The 22,429-nt window shown below is 45.6% G+C and carries 19 protein-coding genes; 11 read left to right on the top strand and 8 right to left on the bottom strand.

Going from position 1 to position 22,429, the window contains the following annotated elements; translation table 11 throughout:
• Nucleotides 1-204: 204 nt before the first annotated feature.
• The 7 genes from MJ769_RS05560 to MJ769_RS05530 all read right to left on the bottom strand — a co-directional run bounded on the left by MJ769_RS05560 (nucleotide 205) and on the right by MJ769_RS05530 (nucleotide 8,393).
• Entirely contained in the window at nucleotides 205-1,443 is a 1,239-nt protein-coding gene (locus MJ769_RS05560) for a class I SAM-dependent methyltransferase (RefSeq protein ID WP_239235019.1), read from the bottom strand.
• On the bottom strand, nucleotides 1,443-2,432 hold the full coding sequence (locus MJ769_RS05555) for a GDP-mannose 4,6-dehydratase (protein WP_239235017.1): 990 nt from the start codon (nucleotides 2,430-2,432) through the stop codon (nucleotides 1,443-1,445). The genes MJ769_RS05560 and MJ769_RS05555 overlap by 1 nt, the downstream gene beginning before the upstream one ends.
• A gap of 8 nt (nucleotides 2,433-2,440) precedes the next feature.
• Nucleotides 2,441-3,463, bottom strand: coding sequence for a glycosyltransferase family 2 protein (locus MJ769_RS05550; protein ID WP_239235015.1), 1,023 nt, complete (start codon nucleotides 3,461-3,463; stop codon nucleotides 2,441-2,443).
• Nucleotides 3,464-3,507: 44 nt separating this feature from the next.
• A complete protein-coding gene (locus tag MJ769_RS05545; protein ID WP_239235013.1) occupies nucleotides 3,508-4,629 on the bottom strand; it encodes a glycosyltransferase family 4 protein in 1,122 nt (373 codons plus the stop codon).
• Nucleotides 4,602-5,315: a class I SAM-dependent methyltransferase gene (locus tag MJ769_RS05540; protein ID WP_239235011.1), complete on the bottom strand. Its 714-nt coding sequence runs from the start codon at nucleotides 5,313-5,315 to the stop codon at nucleotides 4,602-4,604. Before MJ769_RS05540 ends, MJ769_RS05545 begins: the two co-directional genes overlap by 28 nt.
• Nucleotides 5,315-6,859 (bottom strand): lipopolysaccharide biosynthesis protein, encoded by a 1,545-nt coding sequence (locus MJ769_RS05535; RefSeq protein ID WP_239235010.1) that lies wholly within the window; start codon nucleotides 6,857-6,859, stop codon nucleotides 5,315-5,317. Before MJ769_RS05535 ends, MJ769_RS05540 begins: the two co-directional genes overlap by 1 nt.
• Nucleotides 6,860-7,070: 211 nt before the next feature.
• Nucleotides 7,071-8,393, bottom strand: a complete 1,323-nt coding sequence (locus MJ769_RS05530; RefSeq protein ID WP_239235008.1) for a UDP-glucose dehydrogenase family protein — start codon at nucleotides 8,391-8,393, stop codon at nucleotides 7,071-7,073.
• A gap of 453 nt (nucleotides 8,394-8,846) precedes the next feature.
• Between MJ769_RS05530 and MJ769_RS05525 the strand changes: the two genes are divergently transcribed.
• From MJ769_RS05525 to MJ769_RS05475, 11 genes are all read left to right on the top strand, one after another.
• Nucleotides 8,847-10,292, top strand: coding sequence for a mannose-1-phosphate guanylyltransferase/mannose-6-phosphate isomerase (locus MJ769_RS05525; RefSeq protein WP_239235007.1), 1,446 nt, complete (start codon nucleotides 8,847-8,849; stop codon nucleotides 10,290-10,292).
• 169 nt (nucleotides 10,293-10,461) lie between these two features.
• Nucleotides 10,462-11,829, top strand: a complete 1,368-nt coding sequence (waaA, locus tag MJ769_RS05520; protein ID WP_320412146.1) for a lipid IV(A) 3-deoxy-D-manno-octulosonic acid transferase — start codon at nucleotides 10,462-10,464, stop codon at nucleotides 11,827-11,829.
• Nucleotides 11,830-11,871: 42 nt separating this feature from the next.
• Nucleotides 11,872-12,939 (top strand): dTDP-glucose 4,6-dehydratase, encoded by a 1,068-nt coding sequence (gene rfbB / locus MJ769_RS05515; RefSeq protein WP_239235005.1) that lies wholly within the window; start codon nucleotides 11,872-11,874, stop codon nucleotides 12,937-12,939.
• Nucleotides 12,936-13,808 (top strand): glucose-1-phosphate thymidylyltransferase RfbA, encoded by an 873-nt coding sequence (gene rfbA / locus MJ769_RS05510; protein ID WP_239235004.1) that lies wholly within the window; start codon nucleotides 12,936-12,938, stop codon nucleotides 13,806-13,808. Before rfbB ends, rfbA begins: the two co-directional genes overlap by 4 nt.
• A 5-nt stretch (nucleotides 13,809-13,813) precedes the next feature.
• A complete protein-coding gene (gene rfbC / locus MJ769_RS05505) occupies nucleotides 13,814-14,362 on the top strand; it encodes a dTDP-4-dehydrorhamnose 3,5-epimerase (protein ID WP_239235002.1) in 549 nt (182 codons plus the stop codon).
• Nucleotides 14,363-15,373: 1,011 nt separating this feature from the next.
• A complete protein-coding gene (locus tag MJ769_RS05500) occupies nucleotides 15,374-16,840 on the top strand; it encodes a formylglycine-generating enzyme family protein (RefSeq protein ID WP_239235001.1) in 1,467 nt (488 codons plus the stop codon).
• Between the two features lie 875 nt (nucleotides 16,841-17,715).
• Complete coding sequence (locus MJ769_RS05495) at nucleotides 17,716-18,588, top strand: NAD kinase (RefSeq protein WP_239234999.1); 873 nt, start codon at nucleotides 17,716-17,718, stop codon at nucleotides 18,586-18,588.
• Entirely contained in the window at nucleotides 18,588-20,285 is a 1,698-nt protein-coding gene (gene recN, locus MJ769_RS05490) for a DNA repair protein RecN (protein ID WP_239234997.1), read from the top strand. Before MJ769_RS05495 ends, recN begins: the two co-directional genes overlap by 1 nt.
• 25 nt (nucleotides 20,286-20,310) lie before the next feature.
• Nucleotides 20,311-20,697, top strand: a complete 387-nt coding sequence (locus MJ769_RS05485; RefSeq protein WP_239234995.1) for an outer membrane protein assembly factor BamE — start codon at nucleotides 20,311-20,313, stop codon at nucleotides 20,695-20,697.
• A 25-nt stretch (nucleotides 20,698-20,722) separates the two neighbouring features.
• The gene (dapB, locus tag MJ769_RS05480; protein ID WP_239234993.1) at nucleotides 20,723-21,529 is read left to right on the top strand and encodes a 4-hydroxy-tetrahydrodipicolinate reductase; all 807 of its coding nucleotides are present in this window, start codon (nucleotides 20,723-20,725) and stop codon (nucleotides 21,527-21,529) included.
• A gap of 91 nt (nucleotides 21,530-21,620) precedes the next feature.
• Nucleotides 21,621-22,238, top strand: a complete 618-nt coding sequence (locus tag MJ769_RS05475; RefSeq protein WP_239234991.1) for a DUF4202 domain-containing protein — start codon at nucleotides 21,621-21,623, stop codon at nucleotides 22,236-22,238.
• Here MJ769_RS05475 and MJ769_RS14715 read toward each other — a convergent pair.
• The gene (locus MJ769_RS14715; RefSeq protein ID WP_445083072.1) at nucleotides 22,201-22,392 is read right to left on the bottom strand and encodes a hypothetical protein; all 192 of its coding nucleotides are present in this window, start codon (nucleotides 22,390-22,392) and stop codon (nucleotides 22,201-22,203) included. The genes MJ769_RS05475 and MJ769_RS14715 overlap by 38 nt on opposite strands.
• Between the last annotated feature and the right edge of the window lie 37 nt (nucleotides 22,393-22,429).

Here is a 22,429-nt window from a genome sequence, read left to right as displayed (position 1 = left end):
TCCATATAGATGTGTCCCGGTATCTTCTACATCTTTTATTGCCTGTATGGAACTTCTGAAACTCGCCATACTAGACTTGAGTCATCGTCAAATTATTTCTAATGTTTAGATTTTACCTACGCTAAATGATTAATATTGGGTTTTTATATCCCATAAGTTAATTATTACATTGCCACACTTAACTTCAAAACGTCACAGATACACTTATCGTTTAACAATTTCGATGTTTGGGAGCGGAAACACCAAGTTTACTCCTCTGTATTTATCATTTTCTTGGAAGAACTTTCTAAAATGCCATGGCAACACGATCAGGTAATCCGGTTTTTGCGATAGCAACTCTGCTTCTGGAATGATGGGTATCCATGTGCCTGGGGTATAACAGCCATATTTTTCTGGGTTAACCTCACCAACAAATGCAATATCTTCCCCTGTAACTCCGCAATATTGCAATAATACATTTCCCTTCGTAGATGCACCGAGTGCCGCGACTTTTTTATTTTTTACATGAGCTGATCTAACGAAAGCCAGTAAGTCATGTTTCGTTTTAGCAATACGTTCCGCAAATTTTTTATAAGGCGCAAGCGTATCTAGCCCATTAGCATGTTCGAGATCGAGAATTTTTTTCACCAAAAGAGCTGGTATTAAATCGCCATGCAATTTTGATACCGTGATTGAGAAGCTGCCGCCATTAACTTCATTGAACTCTACATCAACAATCTTGAAGCCCACTCTATCAGTCATCCATTTGATCTGGCGCAGGGCATAAAACTCAACATGCTCATGACAAACTGTGTCATATGAGTTCATCTCAAGCATCGTCGGCATATAGCTTTGTTCAAATACCCAAACTCCATCATCAGCAAGTATGTCATACACTTGTTGCATAAAATCCGTTGGGTCTTCCAGATCGTAAAACATTGAGAATGAAGTGACTACCTTGGCTTTTCTCTTTGGAAAATGTTCATTCACTAAAGCTGAAGAAAAGAAATCTGGAATTAGCTGAATGTGCGGTGGGTAATAGCTGTGAAATTTAATTCCCGTCGGGTCAATGCCTACCAAATCTAGCCCAGAGGACGGATATGCCTGTAAAGTAGTACTGTCGTTACTACCAATATCAATAACAAGATCGCCTTTGTGTAATTCAACCTGCTCCAAGATTTTTTTAACCTTGTTGCTGAGGTGAGCTACCATGCTTGCGTTGAGGCCGGAGCGATAACCATAGTTCTCGCCATACATCTCATCAGAATTGTAAGAATGCTCAAGCTGCAATAGCCCACAGATATCATCCCCACCTATGCATTTAACCAAACGCAGCGGGCCTGCCGTAAGTTTTGAACTCTTCTCACGCGGGAATATCCCGGTCAGCATCTGCACCCCCAAATCGAGCACACATTCCAGATGTTTATTGCCACAAATTCTGCACTTTTCAATTTTTTTGAACATTAACTGACTCCTATCTTTGTTGCGCCAGGCTGTTCAATGAGCTTACGCAAATCGGCATCCACCATTCTGCTAACCATCTCGTGAAATCCTATCTCAGGTATCCAGCCAAGCTGATTTCTCGCCTTCTTGGAGTTTCCCACTAGCTGTATTGATTCAATGGGACGATAAGAAGCAGAATCCTCTCGGACATAGTCGCGGTAATCCAAATTGAAATGCCCAAAGGCGATTTCACAAAGTTCTCGCACCGAGTGCGTTTCACCAGTAGCAACCACATAATCATCCGCGTCCGGGTGTTGCAACATCAGCCACATTGCGCGCACGTAATCTCCCGCAAATCCCCAATCACGGCGCGCATCAAGATTTCCCAGGCAAAGCTCATTCACCAGTCCCAGTTTAATCTTTGCCACTGCATGTGTTATTTTCCTTGTTACAAAGCCTAACCCACGGCGTGGACTTTCGTGATTGAACAAGATTGCCGAGCAGCCATATAATCCATAGTGCTGGCGGTAAATCTGGATCATCGAATGCGCATAAAGTTTTGCCGCGCCATATGGAGTGCGAGGTCGAAATGGCGTTGCTTCTAATTGAGGACTTTCGAGTGCATTGCCAAACATTTCACTGCTCGACGCCTGACAGAAACGGATGTTTGCATCCACTGTGCGAATGGCATCCAAAATACGAGCAACCGCTAGCCCATTTACCTCTCCGATATCGACAGCATCATTGAACATTCCTGTTCCTGACGAATAGGCGGCCAAATTATAAATCTCCGTTAAGCGATATTCAGCTAATATTTCTGCCATTCGACATTGATCCAACATATCCCACACGACCAACTCAACACGCTGCATTAATGCTGTAGGGAGCGTCTCTTTTGCATTTTGCATATCTCTAACTGCACCAATGACACGGTAGCCTTTTGTAAGCAACAGCTCTGCCATGTATGAGCCATCTTGACCAGTTATACCGGTGATTAAGGCTGCTTTCATAGTATATTTTAGAGAAATCGGGTCAAGAAACGACTGGCCCAAGTAGCATGCCGACTACGTGAAAGCTCATACAGTCCTGAACGGGCATTTCTATTCATACAAACACAGTAAAGACTGGCAAGGAAATTTGCAATGGTGGCAGGGAACATTGCAATTGCCATATACATCCCACGAGATAGGCCCTTCGTCTTATCTTCAATAAAATGGTGATACTCAGACATGGCATATCCCCCGGTAGCTCTATATAAAATGAGCTTTTTAATTAGCCTCCATGGCTCTTTAGAGCACACAACAGACTTCGATTGATCTGAGAAGTCGGGAAACGACCAAATCAACTGCGGCCATTTGAACATCCAAATTTCGAAACCTCGAGATGTCCACATTGCATTGCCATAACGTATAATTATTAGCGGGTCCGCAATAACCTTGACTCTATTTATAGGTGGATGCTGGAAGATGACGCCGACATGAATGAATAATGTTCCGTAATAGGACGAACGGTCTCGCTCATGCCATAGATTACGTTTAATGACGACCCCACCGATAAATGAAAGACAATTCCCCACTTCGGAAAAAAATTTTTCTCCATCCTTTGCTGTATATTCCCTGTCACTCGCAAACTTGAGAAAACGAGTTTTAAGCACTCTTGAAAAATCAATATTTCTTATTTCTGAATTTACAACGACTAGGTCAAATGCTCCATTGATAGACTCCAGAACACGAGAAATAGCCTTGGGATACAATAAATCGTCATCGGTCATCAGCCAACAATATTTTCCCCTTGCATAGCCAACAGCCTTATCATAGTCACCGTCTACCCCCGAATTTTCTTGCTCACGGAAATAACGAATTTCAGGATAACGCAACAAATACTGTGCCATCACTTCAGGAGTGTTGTCCGGTGATGCACCATCCACAATAACAAGCTCAACATCAGACACCATCTGACCAAGGATGGAATCCAGTGTCTCACCAATAAATTGCCCTCTGTTGTAGGTTGAAATGCAGATGGATAATTTCGGGAGGTCCATGTTGCCGTTAAGATAGTTAGAGTTACTATTCATTGTTCTTTAGGTTATTCAAACAGAAGACCCTCATATAACATACGATGCTTGTCCGCAATTTGCCGCCATTCATCTCTGTCAATATCGGCATGATATTCCCGCCGCATTCCCGCATAAACAGCGAGAGCCAGCTTCATCTCTTGAATATCATCCACTTTTGCGAAGTACACATTACACTTTTTAACATATCCGTTTTGGGTTAGCGATGTTGTTATTACAAACGCTCCATTTAACACCGCTCCATGAATCGAGGTATTCCATTCGCCGCCACCAGTTCGAAAAGGTAGAATTACTGCATCCGCAACTGCCAGCAACGCCGACACATCAGCAGCAGGAAGAAAACCGGTGATAATCACCTTTTCTGACCATGATTCAGCCGAAGCTCGCCTCATAATTTCATGCCGACAAACCTCTTCCTTGGCAATTTCTCCTGCTATAACAATTTGATCTGAAGCAGGATCAGCAATTTCAAATAACAGCTCAACGCCCTTGTGGGGATATACGAAACCAAAGAATACAATCAGCCGTTTCTGGTTTTTCAAATATTTTTTCTTTAAAATGTTCTTTTCCCGCTCGTCAAGATCAACGCGAGGAATAGCCGATGCATTAGGTATGAGCACCGTCTTTTTTTTCCATAAGGCCCAACGAAGATGTGGATGCAAATTTTTCTCATACTGTGTGCGTACAAACACTAACCCACCAGGCACAATTGACTTTAAAAAAAGTTTTGGCGCATTTCGCCTGCTATACCCTTCGTGCCAAGTCTGCACAACCTTTTTTCCTATTAAGTAGGAAATCATCGGCAACACCCAAGGCAATAAACCATTGCCGTAACCTTGAGTCGGATATTGAACGTGCACAATATCTGGTGACCAATGCAGAATGATTTTTATAACCTTAACTGCTTCAAAAAGACTCCAATTCTTGATGACAGGAAAAATTTCAATTTCAGCGGACTTACCCTTTGCCCCACCAGATATACTTGTAAGTACGCCAACATGGATTTCCGGATCAACAGCGAGTGCTTCGGCCAAATTGTAGGTGTAATCGCCAACACCACATCTCATTAGCGGAAAGGAGCCTGTAACTAGCAACACACGCATATTTAGACCAACTTTGTAAGCACCAACCATCCAAAGGTGTACTGCTTCCCTGCACAATCAATGGGTTTATCTTTACCGTCATGCATCATCTCGCCGACTGGATATAATCCATAACCAGCTGCTTCAGTGACGAAATTTCTGATTTCATCCTTTGAAAAAATCTTCCAATCCATGTCAAAAAATTTTTTGCCGGTCGTATCAATTTTCTCTGACCAATAATCAAACGACGCAATAAAATAACCACCCGGGTTTAAAAGACGTGACATCTCCTTCAATAACGATTGCCCATCAAAGCCATGTTCAATTACTGAAATTGATGTAATCGCCCGGAATGAGGCATCTTTAAATTTTGTGTGCATGAAATTGGTAAGCTCATACCGGATATCATTTTGATATGGCATTTTCTGCAAATCAGGATTTAGATCGGCACCTGTTAAATTTGAATAACCTAGTTTGTGCAGTGCAATAATGACCTCTGATGCATAGCACCCAATATCAAGTATCGGCTCATTTTTTTTTACATTGCTCTCAAGAAAATCTACAGTGGCAAGTACATCCCAACTCTTTACCATATCTCCTATCGCCACCCCGCGCACTAGCCCAAGCTTTCTCATTAGAGATCGCAAGGGTGATTCGACAAGAGATACCCCTTTGTTTGCCAGTACTTGACGTGCTTTGCTTATTTGCAATTTATTTTGTAAAACTTCCATAATCATCACAATCTCCTTCTAAGTGCTTTATTAACTTTTATCTCAATCATGGGATTTTTCTCATCAGAAAAAAAGTTGTTTTGCACAGCGAACCTTAAACGCGGTGACAATAAAATGACTAACAAAAAAGTAAAAAATGCCAATCCACTCCCGATAAATAATTCCACGTTGTTAGAATACCCCCACTCGCGAACTTCGCCTCCCACAATTCCTACCACCAACAGTGACAAACAAAGTGGCATTCCAACATCCCACAACAACCACTTCAAACCAAGCCCTTTTAATAATGTCTGGTGCGTGAACAATGTACCAATTAATAAGTATATACAACTGGATAATGCCCACGCTGTAGCTCCACCAATAACCCCGAACTGCATAGCGAGCAAAATGGTCAACGGTATCATAATGATTACCAATATGACATTGATCATAAGTGGCAAGCGCGTCATGCCAAAAGCTAATTGCAAAGCATAAGGAAAATGCATAGCCCCATTTAACGCGGTACCGATCAAGAGTAACGAAACTATTGGAGCCATGCTCGACGCAAACGACAAGTTTCCGGTCCACAATGCAAGTATTTCTTCAGCAAAAACAGCGATAGCCGTTGCTATTGGGAAAAGGGCTGCTAAAAGTAAACGAGTCCCTGACCGATACAGCTCAATCAGCTTTTCAGTATCTCCAATAACGACAAGCGCGGACAGGCGCGGGTAAATAATATTAAAAGTAGGCGTAAGCAATACATACAAGCCATTTGCAACTACCCCGGCTAGCGCATAACGTCCAAAATCTTCCAAACTAAGTATTCTACTTAACAGTACCTTGTCCAATTGCATCAGGATGATTCCCGATACTGCAACTCCGCTCATGCCTGCAGAAAACCGCCATATCTGTTTTAGCTTATCAATGTCGAATCTTATATCCTTTAATCGTCCTATTACCCGCCATGCTGCCCATCGCATAGTTGTCGCATAAACGAGCCCGACCCCAGCTTGCCAAATAAAGAAAGCCTCGATTGTCGGCGCCACAAAGGCAAGCACCATCACGGCGCCCAAGCTTCCTAGTGTCACCATCGCAATATTGATGCCGCTCGATATTGTCAAGCGTTGCGCCCCTATCAAGGCACCTTGATATAATCCAATTGGCCAGCGGCAAGCAACAACCAACCCCATCAATATTACGGCATGTTCGATTGTTTGCTGAGAAAGAGATTTCGATTGTAGCCAGTGTTCCGTAATCAATGGAGCCAATAACACAATCAACAAAGAAATTATTCCAGCCATTCCCCAATAAACGATAGCAAGTGTGTGTAGTAACTTCCCGGCTTCCTTTAAATTTCCCGATGCCGAGTGCCGTGCGACCTCCCGGTTAATCGTTGGAGCTAATCCCATATCAAGAAGGGAGAGCAGTGCCTGAGTCGTTACAAAAAAACCGATCAAACCATAGGCTTCTATTCCGAGGTATTTAAGATAAAAGGGAACTACTGCCAAGCCGATCAGCGCCGACCAGATCGAGTTTGCTAATCCTGCAAATAGGTTTCCACTCAGCCTCATGTTGGGAAATTCACGGGAGTCGTGTCATTAGAATGCCCATTAAATCGTGCTGCCGTCCAAGTCGTGATGGCCCACAATGCAAATCTTGGATTCAAGGGGCAAATGACAAACGATTCAGGGTTCAAAGCTAGTGGCACGTGACGAGGTTTACGAGTGTAGAGGGTTTTATATTTATTTTTTTTATGGATTTCAAATTTAAAATCAATCTCCGTTAACGGCCGATGGGAAAATACTCCAGTCCGTGTGCACTTACTGCAGCCGACTCATACATGCTGCGGCCATCGAAGATTAGTGGGTTTTTGAGCTGGGTTTTGATTGTTGCGAAGTCCGGATTATGGAATTCTTTCCATTCAGTGACGATAACCAATGCATCCGCATCTTTACAGGCTGTGAGCGGATTGTCTGCATAAGAAATTCTGGGGTCTGTGCTAAAGATTCGTTGTGCTTCTGGCATGGCTACCGGGTCATAGGCAGTAACGGTGGCACCTGCCTCTAATAAATCTGAAATCAGCTTGCGACTCGGAGCGTCGCGCATGTCATCGGTGTTGGGCTTGAAAGCAAGGCCCCAAATGGCAAAGTTTTTTCCAATGAGATTAGTGCCAAATCTAGCTTTTATTTTGTTTGTGAGGACTTTTTTTTGTGCATCGTTAACTGCTTCTACGGCATTAAGTACTTTAAGGGTAATGCCGGCGTCGTCATTGGCAGTTTTGATGAGTGCTTTTACATCTTTAGGGAAACATGATCCCCCATAGCCGCAGCCTGAGTAAAGAAAATGGTAGCCGATGCGGGAGTCGGAACCAATACCTAGTCTTACCATTTCAATGTCGGCACCGAGTTTTTCTGCGACATTGGCCAGTTCGTTCATGAAGCTAATGCGGGTGGCGAGCATGGCATTGGCGGCGTACTTAGTCAGTTCTGCACTTTTGACATCCATGACAATAATACGGTCATGGTTGCGATTAAATGGGGCATATAGTTCCCGCATTTTTTTTATGGCGTGTGTATCATCGCCACCGATGACGATGCGATCCGGGCGCATGAAATCTTCGATCGCCGCGCCTTCTTTAAGGAATTCGGGGTTGGAGACGACGCTATATTTAAGTTTAATACCGCGCTTATTCAACTCATCTGCGATAACTGCGCTAACTTTGTTGGCGGTGCCAACAGGAACCGAACTTTTGTCTACGATTATTTTGTCTTTGGTCATACGGCGGCCTATGTTTCTGGCCGCTGCCAAAACATATTGCAGGTCAGCGGAGCCGTCTTCATCAGGTGGAGTGCCGACGGCAATGAACTGAATACGGGCATAAGCAACTGCGCGGTCTATGTCTGTGGTGAAGCTGAGGCGGCCAGCAGCGACGTTTCGGCGCACAACGTCAATTAAGCCAGGTTCGTGGATGGGAATGTCCCCGTTTTCCAGTATGCGTATTTTTGCTGGATCGAGATCAAGGCAAAGGACATGGTTACCGACCTCTGCGAGGCATGCGCCACTGACTAGTCCTACATAGCCGGACCCTACAATGGTGACTTTCAAGCGTTATCTCCAATATTAATAAAGCCTGCGTAGAGTGTTCTATGATCTTCTGTAAGCAGCAGTAGGTTTATCATATTGCGAAAATCCGTGCATGACGCTGCATCTGTATAGTCTATATGAAATAAATAATTCGTTGGTAATGCGGTTTTATAACCTTTGCGTAAATCCCAACACACTGTAAGTGCATATCAATATTCATCTCTTGGGCTGCGGTATTCACCGGGTGATCGGACGGTAAAATTAAATAAGAAGACGTGGTCTTTTGATGCCATGTACGATATTACCTTTAATTCAGCAGGAAATCGGCCAAATAGGTAACGTTTAATCCAGTGATGCCAGCAGTCAGCGCTGCTTCATTTATTTAGCAACTTTCATAAAAATTTACAGCGGGCAAGATTCCCACTCCTTGAATATTGGATTGCGGATTATAATTCAAGCTAAGTATCTCCAGAAATGTTTGTCAACAACCTTTTGAAAGTCGCTATGCTCTATCCCGTTATTTTGTCAGGAGGTTCTGGCACCCGTTTGTGGCCTTTATCTCGTGCGGCATTACCCAAGCAGTTTTTGCCGCTAGTTTCCGAACAAACATTATTTCAGGAAACATTGTTGCGCCTTAAAGACTTTCCCAGCATCGCTGCGCCATTGGTTATCTGTAACAACGAGCATCGCTTCCTCGTAGCCGAACAATTGCGCGCTGTTAGCGTTAATCCTTTATTGCAGGTGCTTGAGCCATTCGGCCGCAATACTGCACCTGCAGTGGCTATTGCTGCACTCGCCGCACAAGCTAGAAATACTCAGGCAATTTTGTTGGTGCTGCCTGCAGATCACCTTATTCAAGATATTTCAGGCTTTCACACGGCGATTCAATCAGCCTTTGCGTTGGCACAACAAGATAAGTTGGTGACCTTCGGTATCACACCTAATGAACCCGCTACAGGGTTCGGCTATATTGAACGGGGAGCAATACTAGCAGCCGGTGAAGACAGTTTTGAGGTGGCGCGTTTTGTGGAAAAACCAGATTTGGATATGGCTCAAAAATTTGTGGCTTCAGGAAAGTTTTTTTGGAACAGTGGCATGTTCGTGTTCAAGGCATCCATCTACCTGACTGAGTTGCAACGCTACCGCCCGGACATTTATCAAGCCGCACAACAAGCATGGCAACATAGTACTAGTGATCTGGATTTTTGTCGTCTGGATGAAAAGGCTTTTGCCTCCTGCCCATCGGATTCTATCGATTATGCAGTGATGGAGCACACTCAAGCGGCAGCTATGGTAACAGTGGACATCGGCTGGAGCGATATCGGTTCATGGGCATCACTCTACGATGTCAGTCCACAAGATGAGCAAGGCAATGCTTTGCGTGGCGATGTTTATACTGCTGAAACCACACAAACGTATGTTCGCGCCGAAAGTCGTATGGTGGCAACTATCGGCGTGCGAGATTTGGTCATTGTGGAAACTGCCGATGCAGTATTGGTGATGCATAAAGACTTTGCCCAGGATGTAAAACATACCGTTGAATATCTTAAGCAGGCTGAACGCACCGAGCATCTGATTCACCGACGTGTCTATCGCCCGTGGGGCTATTATGAAGGCATCGATATAGGCGACCGATTCCAGGCCAAGCGCATTATGGTAAAGCCCGGTGCAAAATTGTCTTTGCAGAAACACCATCATCGCGCCGAACATTGGGTTGTGGTTTCCGGTTATGCCAAAGTGACTCGAGGCGAGGATATCCTGCTTCTACAAGAGGACCAGTCCACTTATATTCCTATTGGCATGAAACACCGTCTGGAAAATATTGGCACCGGATCGCTTTATTTGATTGAGGTTCAGTCTGGCTCTTATCTCGGCGAAGATGATATCGTGCGATTTGACGATGATTATAAACGTAGTTAATCCCCTTCCAGTTGCATTGATGAATTGAAGGTGGCAATTAAATTTATAACTGAATATTTCATTTGGATAAATGCTTTCGCTTGTCTTTAAGAATGTTGCATAGAAAAAATATTGCGCGAGATCATCACTGACACGAAAGACCCAAACTAAATTCGGGGTGTGCAGATGTATGAAAGCCGTTTGTATGGTTCCCCTCATTCTTGATGATTCGCCCGCATTTCTTGCTGGTCTGCCAAATCAACTCTGGTTGTATGATATTCGCTTAGTTATGTTTAACCCTCGCCGGACTTATACTGTTTTGCTGTGGCTTTTTTTGCCATATATATTTTTCCATCTGCTCTGGCGTGCACGCAAACAACGTGAGTACTTGCAGCATATTGACGAGCGTTTCGGGCGCTACTCTGCTCGCAGTGATAAGCCGTTGATATGGCTGCATACTGTATCAGTTGGAGAAACGCACGCAGCGGCTAGCTTGGTGCAACGTTTGCAGAAAAGTTACCCGCATCATCAACTGCTGCTTACACACACCACCCCGACCGGCCGTGTAGCTAGTGAACAGTTATACGGCAATGATGTCCTGCGGGTTTATTTGCCTTACGACTACCCATTTGCTGTCAAACGTTTCTTGCAGCATTTTCGCCCACGCATCGGAATCTTGATGGAAACCGAAATCTGGGTTAATCTGATCCATAGCTGCCACACTATGCAAATTCCCTTGTTGCTGCTTAATGCACGGTTATCCGAGAAATCTGCTGCACGTTATGCGCGCTATCCGAATTTGACACGATTGGGTTTGAACGAACTGAGCGCTATTTCTGCGCAAAGCGAAGTTGATGCCGAACGCATAACTGGATTAGGTGCAAATAATGTATCTGTCATGGGCAATCTGAAATTTGATATTCAACCTCCATCGGTGATGCTGAAACTGGGTGCAGAAATGCGTACCCAGTTTGGCAAAGACAGGAAGGTTTTTCTGCTAGCCAGCACGCGCGCCGGAGAAGAGGTGCTGTTAATATCAATGCTCAAGCAAGTAGATATTGCCTATCTGCTAACCGTTATTGTGCCACGCCACCCGCAGCGCTTCGACGACGTGGCTGAGATGCTCACCCAGCAAGGTATTCGATTTCAGCGCAGAAGTGAAAACTGTCCGGTTGCGCCAGACACTCAGGTGGTATTGGGTGATAGTATGGGAGAAATGTTTGCTTATTATGCCGCCTGCGACATTGCCTTCATTGGCGGCAGTTTGCTGCCATTTGGAGGGCAAAACCTCATTGAGGCTTGTTCAGTAGGAAAGCCTGTGTTTATCGGCCCACACACGTACAATTTCGCGCAAGCCAGTCAGCTTGCTGTCGAATGCGGAGCAGCCGTGCGCATACGGAATTCAGCTGACTTAGCGCAAGGTTTACAAAACTTACTTGCCCATCCCGATCAACTGATAAAAATTGGCCACGCCGGACTACATTTTGTCCGCACCCATCGTGGCGCTACAGAGCAAGCGTTACGGCATATAAACTATTTTCTTGATAGCCACGTCTAGTAAAATCATGCAAGTTAAAACGACATATCAATCCTCCAAGACATGAATAAAATCCTTATTACCGGCGGTGCCGGCTTTATTGGCTCCGCAGTTATTCGCCAATTGATCACGGAAACTGACGCTACGGTTATTAACGTCGATAAGCTGACCTATGCAGGCAATTTACAGTCTTTGAAATCGGTAGCAGACAATCCCCGCTACCGCTTCGAACATGTGGATATTTGTGATGCTGCTGCAGTCGCGAGCCTATTTCATGAACATCAGCCGGATGCGGTGATGCATTTGGCTGCGGAATCCCATGTTGATCGATCTATTACCGGCCCAGCAGCCTTTATTGAAACTAATATTATTGGCACTTACACCCTCCTGCAAGCAGCACGGGAATACTGGAGCGAGCTTTCTACGGAACGAAAAAACGCTTTTCGTTTCCACCATATTTCCACAGATGAGGTATATGGTAGCCTAGGTGAAACTGGTTTTTTTACCGAAAATACCGCTTACCAGCCAAACTCACCTTACTCGGCAAGCAAAGCGTCTTCAGATCATCTGGTGCGTGCTTGGTATCATACTTTCGGCTTGCCCGTGGTTACAACCAACTGCTCCAATAATTACGGCCCTTATCATTTCCCGGAGAAGCTGATTCCGTTGATCATTCTGAATGCGTGCAATGGTAAGCCGCTACCCATTTATGGCAAGGGCGACAACATCCGCGATTGGTTGTATGTGGATGATCATGCGCGTGCCTTGCGTCTGGTACTAGAGCGGGGCCGAGTGGGGGAAACGTACAATATCGGTGGATGGAATGAAAAATCCAATCTGGAAGTGGTTCATGCAATTTGCGCTATTCTAGATGAGCTCCGTCCTCAAGGCACGCCGCATACATCCCTTATCACCTACGTGCAGGACAGGCTCGGACATGATCATCGCTACGCGATAGATGCCGGTAAAATTGCCCATGAACTGGGCTGGAAACCGCTGGAAACTTTTGAAACGGGGTTGCGTAAAACAGTGGAATGGTATCTAACAAATCCAGACTGGGTTGATGCTGTAATTAGTGGAGAGTACCAGAATTGGATCCAACAAAATTACGGTGACAGGGGAACATCATGAAAGGCATCATACTCGCCGGTGGCTCCGGCACCCGACTTTACCCAGCTACCAGATCCATCTCCAAGCAATTATTGCCCGTTTATGATAAACCAATGATTTACTATCCACTGACCACGCTTATGCTGGCCGGCATTCAGGATGTTTTGATCATCTCTACTCCGCAGGACATACCGCGTTTCGAACAGCTGCTAGGGGATGGCTCACAGTGGGGAATGAATTTTTCCTTTGCTATACAGCCTTCACCGGATGGGCTCGCTCAAGCGTTTATAATAGGCGAGTCTTTTATCGGAAATGATTCCTGCTCATTGGTGTTGGGAGATAATATTTTTCACGGTCATGACTTTGAAAAAAAGCTTTCAGCCGCCAGAACCAAGCTAGAGGGCGGCACTGTATTTGCCTACCATGTCCATGACCCAGAACGATATGGAGTAGTTGAATTTGATGCTACGGGTAGCGCAATCAGTCTGGAAGAAAAGCCTGTCATGCCCAAGTCCAATTATGCCGTAACGGGTCTTTATTTTTACGATACCAACGTAGTTGAGATTGCTAAATCCGTTAAACCTTCTACACGTGGTGAATTGGAAATTACAGCCGTCAATCAGATATACCTCGATGACGGAAAGCTGGATGTGCAGGTAATGGGCCGTGGCTACGCATGGTTGGATACCGGGACGCATGATTCGTTGCTGGAGGCTTCACTATTTATTCAAACGCTAGAAAAACGTCAAGGCTTGAAAATTGCCTGCCCTGAAGAGGTTGCATATCGCCGAGGTTATATCACGATGGAACAAATGGAACGGTTGGCTGAGCCATTGGCAAAGAATGGCTATGGTCGGTATCTGCTTGATATTCTAAAAGAGAAAGTTTAATAAATATGCAAGTTATAAAAACTGCAATAGCCGATCTTTTAATTATAGAACCCAAAGTGTTCGGTGATGCGCGTGGATTTTTTTTCGAGAGTTTCAATCAGAAAGTCTTTGAGAGCCTCACAGGACTATCCGTCAACTTCGTCCAGGATAACCACTCCCGATCGGCACAGCATGTGCTACGTGGACTGCATTATCAAATCAAACAACCACAGGGAAAATTAGTTCGTGTGGTGGCAGGAGAGGTATTTGATGTGGCAGTGGATATCCGTAAATCATCACCTACCTTCGGTTTATGGGAGGGTGTTATTCTTTCAGCAGAAAACAAACGGATGTTATGGGTGCCGGAAGGGTTTGCCCATGGCTTCATTGTGCTTAGCGAGTATGCAGAATTTCTATATAAAACAACAAATTATTGGGCGCCTGAAGATGAGCGATCTATTTTATGGAGCGATCCCGACTTAGCTATTGATTGGCATCTAAACCAGAATGCTCCTATTTTGTCCAAAAAAGATCAAGAGGGTTCGCTTTTTATCAAGGCGGAACTATTCCCTTAAAAAATTTTTGGTCGTGGGCCGTCAAAGTGGGATCACATGCACTAACTCAATTTTTCTTCGAGCCATCAGCCGAAAAACATTCGGTTGCCCAGCCGTAAAAAAATTGTGGATTCTTTTCGATGTTTGTGCCGTTTGACTCAAATAGTGGCGCTTACCCCCTCCGCAAATGCTAAGGCAAGCCTCTTCCCTCCGGCTTGCGCAAACCGCATCAAGCATACATTCTCAGCTAATCTAATATGAGGCGCAAAGGCGAATGCATCTGTTCCGGGCGGTGGCTTTGACGTGCCTCAAGGTCATGGTCATCATAACGGCCTGTTCATCAGGAAAGTCAACTGTGATGGCGGCGCTGTCTTGCCCACAGCATCAGATTGCTGGAGTAGCTTGAATACAGTCTTCGCGCTTTAGCGGATGTCGCTATCGTCTGTGCGATCAAGCTGAGGGCATTGCAAAGTTGTGACAGCCTAAGAATCAAGGTGATATCCAGGCTTGCTATCATTTTGACCAACGACATGCTTGGCAGGGTGTTTTTTGACACTCAGTAATAAGCTCCAATAAAACCCGTGAAATGGCGCGATGATGCCAGCTCAGCAAAACTGGATCAAGAAGCTGCCATGCACAGCTTTAACCGTCTTGCTATAGCAAAATATAAGTAAGGATCGAATTGCGAACTTTATACACTCAAAACCTGTCGAAGCACTTTTTGAAATATATTCAAGGAGGGAGTAGTTACGAAAATTGTTTGTTTAACCGGTGAGCTATTAAATGAAGTTACAAGCCAAACATATTGTTCGAGAATGTAGGTATGGTTATAGATCACTGTAGGTGATTGTTTCTAAAAAATACAATGCACCCTCAAAATTATCCTGCAGGTTGTGAACCATTTTTCAATTAGTGGTTCCTGACAATAATGAACTTGACCGTGGTACATTACGGTGCCCATAGATAATGGCGGTATAAGATTTAAATATGAATAAAATTTTCACCTCAATCATTTTTTGAAACGGAGAAACCATGAAGTTAGTTTATATTTCAACCCTACTAGTCGGTGCCCTCATGGCGTTTTCTGACGTATACGCGGCTGGCTCCACGCTGAGCGTAACCTGCAAAGGTGATGACGTTGGCGCGGATGTGTTGGTTAATGGCAAATTTAAGGGCGAGTGCCCTGTGGACGTGCTGGTACAGGAAGGCAAACTAAAGTTGAAGGTGCAAAAGGAAGTTGATGCTTCCCATGCACGCGTATTTGAGCAAGAAATTCGCTTGGGCGAAAACGTGATCAAAACGGTCGAAGTGGTATTGGGTGCGCCGCAAAGTAACGTCAAAGGCTTGCGTCAAGGGCCAGCGCAGTCGAGCCTGGGACAGGTTGAGTCGAAGAAGGGGGCATTGCTGAGTGTCATCTGTAAAATTGATGATACGGGCGCTGAAGTGTTTGTCGACAATATACTCAAGGGCGTATGTTCGCTGGACGTGCAGGTGCCTGAGGGCACGCATAAGTTGCGGGTACAAAAGAAAGTTGATGATTGGAGTGATCGCATATTTGAACAAGAAGTCCGTGCAGGAGATGGTGCGATCAAAAAGATCGAGGTTCAATTAGGTGCGGCGCAACTTAATGCTGCAGGTAAACGACGCGAACCTGAGCAGGTTGAGGTTAAAAAAGGAACGTTCAAAGATTGCCCAACCTGTCCAGAAATGGTTGTCATTCCCGCAGGAAGTTTTGACATGGGATCCGAGCACGGTGATGAAGCTCCTGTTCATCGGGTTACGCTACCGTCTTTTGCCTTAAGTGCAACCGAAGTTACCCGAGCTCAGTATGGTGAATTCGTGAACGAGACTAAATATGAGGCGGGAACATGTTGGGCAGTCAACGAAATGGGCATGGTTGAAGAACGAGTTGGCCGCAATTCGGGTGACTTTAACTTTCGTAAAGGCCTTGAGGGCGACAGCCAGTTTGACAAGAGCCCGGTTTCCTGTGTTAACTGGCATGATGCAAAAGCCTACGTCAAATGGTTGTCAGAGAAAACCGGAAAGAACTATCGTCTGCCATCAGAAGCGGAATGGGAATATGCAGCCCGCGCCGGTACAACAACCTCCCGCTATTGGGGTAACGAGGTCGGACAAAACAATGCTAATTGCAGCGATTGCGTCACCAAGTGGGATGGGAGTGATTCCCCTTGGATTGGAGGACTAGCTTCCCCAGTCGGCAGTTTCAAGCCCAATGCTTTTGGATTGTACGACATGCTTGGCAATTTATGGGAATGGACGGAGGATACATACCATAATGATTATAAAGGTGCGCCAACGGATGGAAGTGCTTGGGTGCAAATAACGACTGGCCAAGAGAGGTCTGTTGGACGAATTATTCGCGGCGGAGCTTGGAAAGTCAATTCGTTGTTTATGTCGGCAACTTACCGTTTGGGAAGTGCTGAGGTAAGACGTGATGAGCACAAAGTTGGGATCCGTCTCGCTAGAACGCTCCCATAAATATAGTGTACAAGCTTTTGTTATTTATCTTTTTGCGTAAGGAATACAGGCAATTGAGGTAAGTAACGTGAAGTGGTTGTTGGATTAGGGTAGCCTTAGCAAGATATATATCTTGCTAAGGCTCTTTTACCGTTAGCTATTGAATCCAGAAGGATAATTTTTGATTGGTGTTTAGAAATGTACGACTGTGCAAAACAATTGTCACGCGACATTTTAAACATATTCAAATAGTCGCATGAGTTTGAATAGCGAATGATGATTAGCCTTTACTAAAACTTGATGAGCCTCTTTATTTGTTTATAGTAGGGGGCGTAGTTTAATTGATGGTCTCAAGCTATAGAGTCGGCCATTTAGTAATACGATTTGCTATACCTGCGAAGATTTGAATCTGGATATTGTGCCAATCTATTTGGTGGCCGTTTCTATAGCTTTGGATTTGTTCTGGTGAACTTCAAATAGTATACAGAGTGGCAATACTGTGTTTTTCTAATCCGGCTGCGAAGTTTGAGCCGTGCTTATCCGGTTCTCGCACACAAGCGTATAAGTCGCGTATTGATGACTCATGCAGTCGCTTGGTGTAGCGCGTTTTGAGTGGATGTCGACTCTCGGTTTATGCGAATAGATTTTATGGTCCATCGATTGGATCCTCTGCTCGGCATCAATTCAGCTCAGGGCATTGTGGGTGCTAACCGGATAAGCATGGTGTGAGCTTCGTGCTTTGAAATTAAGTTATTGTTGAGGTTTAATTTCATCCATGGTTTTTATTGTGACAAATTTATGCTCTAAATGAGAATCTGCACTCCATCAATTCTAAATCCAAATAGGATGCTGAAGGGGTTGTTGCCAAGAAGATATAGAGAGCCCCAAGTTTTGCTATGAAATTTCCTTTTAAAACGGTCGCACTGATTGGAAAATACAAGGCACCGGAAATTACAGAGCCGCTGTTGCGGCTGGCTACCTATCTGTCCGAACAAGATATTTTTGTCGTGGTGGATAGTCTCACGGCCGAGCACCTAAAGCCGCATGACTATAGTGTCATGGCTCTGGACACGATGGGGGATGAGGTTGATCTGGCAATTGTGTTGGGCGGCGATGGAACCATGTTGAACATTGCGCGTACCTTGGCGCCCCTCGGTATTCCGCTAGTAGGAGTGAATCAAGGGCGGCTAGGTTTTCTTACCGACATTTCGCTTGATACTATGCAGCAAACAATAGCCGCTATGCTGGGTGGTAATTTTGTCATTGAGCAGCGCATGTTGTTGGCTACATGTATCTTGCGCGATGGTGTGCAAGTATTTAATTCATTAGCGTTCAACGAAGTAGTGTTACACCGCGGCAATGCCAGCAGCATGGTTGAATTTGAGGTGCGCATCGACGGTGAGTATCTGTATCTTCAGCGTGCAGATGGTTTAATTGTAGCGACCCCTACGGGCTCAACAGCATATGCGTTATCCGCTGGCGGCCCTATCTTGCATCCTTCACTTGACCTTATCGTTCTGGTTCCTGTCTGTCCGCATACTTTAAGTAATCGTCCTATTGTTGTTAAAAGCGAATCGCTGTTGGAAATTCTGCCGCACCGCATTTCGGATGCGCGCGTACATTTTGATAGTCACGCTTATTTTGACTTGCAGGAAAATGACAAAGTGGTGGTGAGCCGTCATAAACAGCCGGCCTGTCTGTTGCATCCGGTAGGGCATAGCTATTACCATACATTGCGTGAAAAATTGTTCTGGAATAAGACATTGTAATGTTGAAATTTCTTAGTATCCGCGATTTTGTCATCGTTGATTTCCTAGAGCTTGATTTTTCTTCCGGCTTCACCGCACTCACCGGCGAGACCGGTGCGGGGAAATCCATCTTGATTGATGCCTTGACGCTGGCATTGGGCGGGCGTGGAGATACGGTCATGGTGCGTAGCGGTTGTGAGCGTGCCGAAATCAGTGCGGAATTCGATATAGCTGACTTGCCTGAAGTGCAATCCTGGTTGTTCGAGCAAGAGTTGGTAGGTGATACAAATGTATGCCTGTTGCGCAGATTGCTGGATGCCAACGGGCGTTCGCGCGGTTTTATTAATGGGCGAAGCGCCACGTTGCAGCAAATGCGCGATGCGGGTGGGTATCTGCTTGATATCCACGGTCAGCATGCGCATCAGTCCTTGTTACATCCCGATGCTCAGCGCGATCTGCTGGATGGTTATGCCGGCTTGATAAGCAAGGTGGAAGAGCAGGCGGGATTATTCCGCGAGTGGCAAATGTTGCATCGCCGCCATAAAAAGTTGGAGCAAAGCGCTGAAGCGGTGGCTAGCGAGCGTGAATTACTGTTGTTCCAGCGGCAGGAGCTGGAGATGCTGAGCTTCAGTGTGCCAGTGTGGATAGAATTACAGGCCGATTATGCGCGACTGTCGCACGCCACTGACCTGCTGGAAACCGCACAGTTTGGCGTGGAAGTATTAAGTGAAGCTGATACTGCCTGTCTTGCGCAATTGAATGCGCTTACTGCTCGTTTACGCGTGGGCATAGAATTCGACGAATCATTGCAGGACGCACTTAACATGGTGGAAAGCGCCCAAAACGATTTGCAGGAAGCTGTGTATGCATTACGCCATTACTCACAGAAAGTTGATGCTGATCCGCAAAAATTACGCGAGCAAGAACAACGTATGGCAGCGGTGGTGGATGCATCGCGCAAATATCGGGTAACGCCGGAGCAATTGCTCGAAGCTTTGCAGCGTATTGTCGCGCGGCTAGATGATCTGGGTAGCGATGCTGATCTTGCCATATTGGCGCAGCAAGAAGCTGCCGCACTTAAAAATTATTTGTCTGCTGCGAAAAAATTGGGCGCAGAGCGCCAGAAAGCAGCTGAAAAATTATCGTGTGAAATTACTGCTGCAATGCAGACTCTGGCCATGCAGGGTGGTAAATTCGCCGTGGTACTAAAACCGCTTGCCGAAGGGACTGCGCAGGGGTTGGAAATGCTCGAATTTCAGGTGGCGATCAATCCCGGCTCGCCGTTGCGGAGTTTGGCAAAAGTTGCCTCTGGTGGCGAATTATCACGGATTAGTCTGGCGATACAGGTAGCTGCTAGTCAGGCAGCTACCGTGCCCACGCTGATCTTTGATGAGGTGGATAGCGGCATAGGCGGGCGTGTGGCGGAAATCGTCGGTGCTTTGCTTAAGCGCTTGGGGCAGCGTCATCAGGTGATGTGCGTAACGCATTTACCGCAGGTAGCAGCGATGGCTGATGCTCAATGGCAGGTGAGTAAGTCCATGCGAAACGGTGCCACTGTGAGTACCATCTCTATCCTTCAGCAAGCGGAGCGTGTCGAGGAAATTGCACGCATGTTGGGCGGAGTAACAATTACTGATACCACACGCAAACATGCGGCCGAAATGCTTGAGGTTGGACTCGGTCTGCCGTCTAGCAGTGGCTTTGATGTATCATGCTGAAGTTCCGTTATCAATGGTTTTTACTATGCTCATTAAGTTAATTATTGTTTCTGTGTTGCTCGTTTCGTGCAGCGAAATGACTATGCCCAAGCTACCCACGTTCACTGCGCACAAGATGGAAATTAATCAAGGAAATATGGTTACTCCAGAGATGCGTCATAAACTCAAGTTGGGTATGACGCGATTGCAGGTGCAGGCTATCCTTGGTACGCCACTGGTCAATGACGTCTTTCATGCTAACCGTTGGGATTATGTGTATAGGCTTGAAAAAAAGGCCAAATTGCTTGAGGAGCAACGTATGACGCTATATTTCGAAGGTGAATTCCTAACTCGTATTGACGATGGCAATATGCCCGTGCTGCCTATAGTGGTCGTGCCCGTATCAGTTGAGCCACCAGTCGGCGCGAATTAGCTCTGAGAATAGTTAAGGAGTAGCCATGAATAAAATAAAAGTCGCAATTGCTGGTTGTAGCGGGCGAATGGGTAAAGCTTTGCTCGAAGGCATATTGCAGTCTGATGATTTGACATTACATGCGGCTTTGGAGCATGCCTCAAGTGTGCAGCTAGGGAAGAGTGCTGGAGAGTTGGTTGGTAGCACATGTGGCGTGAAGATCACTGCTGATGTGGAGGACGCTTTGCAAGGTGCGAACGTATTGATTGATTTTACTCGCCCAGAAGGAACGGTGCATCACCTTGATATATGTACGAAACTTGGCGTGCCTATGGTGATAGGCACCACGGGTTTTTCTGCGCAGCAAAAGGCACAACTGGGTGCTGCAGCGCAGCAAATCGGTATCGTGTTTGCTCCCAATATGAGCGTAGGTGTAAACCTTACCTTTAAGTTACTGGAAATGGCATCCAAAGTGTTAAGTCATGGCTTTGATATTGAAATCATCGAAGCGCATCACCGTCATAAAGTAGATGCGCCCTCTGGCACCGCGCTAGGTATGGGAGAAGTCATTGCAAAAACTTTAGGGCGCGACCTTGCTAAATGCGCTGTATATGGTCGTGAAGGCACAACTGGTGAACGCGATCCGTCAACCATTGGCTTCGCCACTGTGCGTGGTGGCGACATTGTGGGAGACCACACTGTATTATTTGCAGGCACAGGCGAACGTATAGAGATTACTCACAAGGCTAGTAGTCGCGCCACTTTTGCTCTCGGTGCGCTACGCGCCGCCCGTTTCTTGCAAGGCAATTCAACGGGGATGTATGACATGCAGGATGTGCTGGGGTTGAAGTAAGTGCATAGGTGGGGCGTCTCAACTAGATGAAAATTAATATCCACACAATCATTTTGCTTACCAATTGTGCTCAGATGTGAAAGATGGCTACATGATTGCTAATGTCTCCCGCTGTGAGCAAGCGCTTGTTAAATTTGATGCCGTTAACGCTGCGGATCCTAATCAGGATGTTTTTGAGGGTGTGATTTATCCAAAAGAATTGCTCTATTCTAAACGCATGACTGCCGTGCTTAATGATTATGAGCCTGATGCTTCCGAGGCATTGCAACTGGCGGCGCGTTGCCAGCATATCTGTCGCTGGAAAATTCCACGTAACAATTATCCGATGGGTAGGGTGGGATACAAATGTTGGCGGATTGAATTGTATAAATTCCACGGTGAAATTACTGGTGGAATTATGCGCGAGGTAGGCTACGATGAGGACATGATTGCTTACGTGCAAGCACTGCTACGCAAAGAAAAGCTCAAAACTAACCCGGAAAGCCAGATATTGGAAGATGTCGTTGGCTTGGTATTCCTTCAGTATTATCTGGTAGATTTTGTTAACAAATATAACTATTTTGAAGAAGAAAAGCTGCTTAACATTCTTCGCAAGACTTGGAAAAAAATGTCCGAAAAAGGCCACATAACTGCATTGGAACTTAATTTCACAGCAGCGGTGCGGGGGGTAATTAATAAGGCTGTGTCCGCAAATCATGTTGTTGGATAGTTTCACCGATCGCCATAGTCAGCTCCAGTACCGTGCACCTGTTTGTGCGAGAGGTCGCGCTGGCTAGCTGCGCATCCAGCGCGACCAATTCAACTGCTACACTATTACGATGATCTGGCGCCAGTTGCCGCAACGCGGCAGTGGTTCGTTTCAATTCCGGCCTCCTCATTCTGCCTTCTGCATGAACTAGT

Source organism: Candidatus Nitrotoga sp. BS (assembly GCF_927797785.1).
Taxonomy (GTDB): Bacteria; Pseudomonadota; Gammaproteobacteria; order Burkholderiales; family Gallionellaceae; genus Nitrotoga.
Note: the sequence above shows the minus strand (reverse complement) of the source record. Positions and strands in the feature narration are given on the sequence as shown.

Excerpts from the sequence above, each read along its gene's own strand:
- MJ769_RS05560 (WP_239235019.1), bottom strand. The coding sequence starts at position 1,443 with ATGTTCAAAAAAATTGAAAAGTGCAGAATTTGTGGCAATAAACATCTG.
- MJ769_RS05555 (WP_239235017.1), bottom strand. The coding sequence starts at position 2,432 with ATGAAAGCAGCCTTAATCACCGGTATAACTGGTCAAGATGGCTCATAC.
- MJ769_RS05550 (WP_239235015.1), bottom strand. The coding sequence starts at position 3,463 with ATGGACCTCCCGAAATTATCCATCTGCATTTCAACCTACAACAGAGGG.
- MJ769_RS05545 (WP_239235013.1), bottom strand. The coding sequence starts at position 4,629 with ATGGTTGGTGCTTACAAAGTTGGTCTAAATATGCGTGTGTTGCTAGTT.
- MJ769_RS05540 (WP_239235011.1), bottom strand. The coding sequence starts at position 5,315 with ATGATTATGGAAGTTTTACAAAATAAATTGCAAATAAGCAAAGCACGT.
- MJ769_RS05535 (WP_239235010.1), bottom strand. The coding sequence starts at position 6,859 with ATGAGGCTGAGTGGAAACCTATTTGCAGGATTAGCAAACTCGATCTGG.
- MJ769_RS05525 (WP_239235007.1), top strand. The coding sequence starts at position 8,847 with ATGTTTGTCAACAACCTTTTGAAAGTCGCTATGCTCTATCCCGTTATT.
- waaA (WP_320412146.1), top strand. The coding sequence starts at position 10,462 with ATGAAAGCCGTTTGTATGGTTCCCCTCATTCTTGATGATTCGCCCGCA.
- rfbB (WP_239235005.1), top strand. The coding sequence starts at position 11,872 with ATGAATAAAATCCTTATTACCGGCGGTGCCGGCTTTATTGGCTCCGCA.
- rfbA (WP_239235004.1), top strand. The coding sequence starts at position 12,936 with ATGAAAGGCATCATACTCGCCGGTGGCTCCGGCACCCGACTTTACCCA.
- rfbC (WP_239235002.1), top strand. The coding sequence starts at position 13,814 with ATGCAAGTTATAAAAACTGCAATAGCCGATCTTTTAATTATAGAACCC.
- MJ769_RS05500 (WP_239235001.1), top strand. The coding sequence starts at position 15,374 with ATGAAGTTAGTTTATATTTCAACCCTACTAGTCGGTGCCCTCATGGCG.
- MJ769_RS05495 (WP_239234999.1), top strand. The coding sequence starts at position 17,716 with ATGAAATTTCCTTTTAAAACGGTCGCACTGATTGGAAAATACAAGGCA.
- recN (WP_239234997.1), top strand. The coding sequence starts at position 18,588 with ATGTTGAAATTTCTTAGTATCCGCGATTTTGTCATCGTTGATTTCCTA.
- MJ769_RS05485 (WP_239234995.1), top strand. The coding sequence starts at position 20,311 with ATGCTCATTAAGTTAATTATTGTTTCTGTGTTGCTCGTTTCGTGCAGC.
- dapB (WP_239234993.1), top strand. The coding sequence starts at position 20,723 with ATGAATAAAATAAAAGTCGCAATTGCTGGTTGTAGCGGGCGAATGGGT.
- MJ769_RS05475 (WP_239234991.1), top strand. The coding sequence starts at position 21,621 with ATGATTGCTAATGTCTCCCGCTGTGAGCAAGCGCTTGTTAAATTTGAT.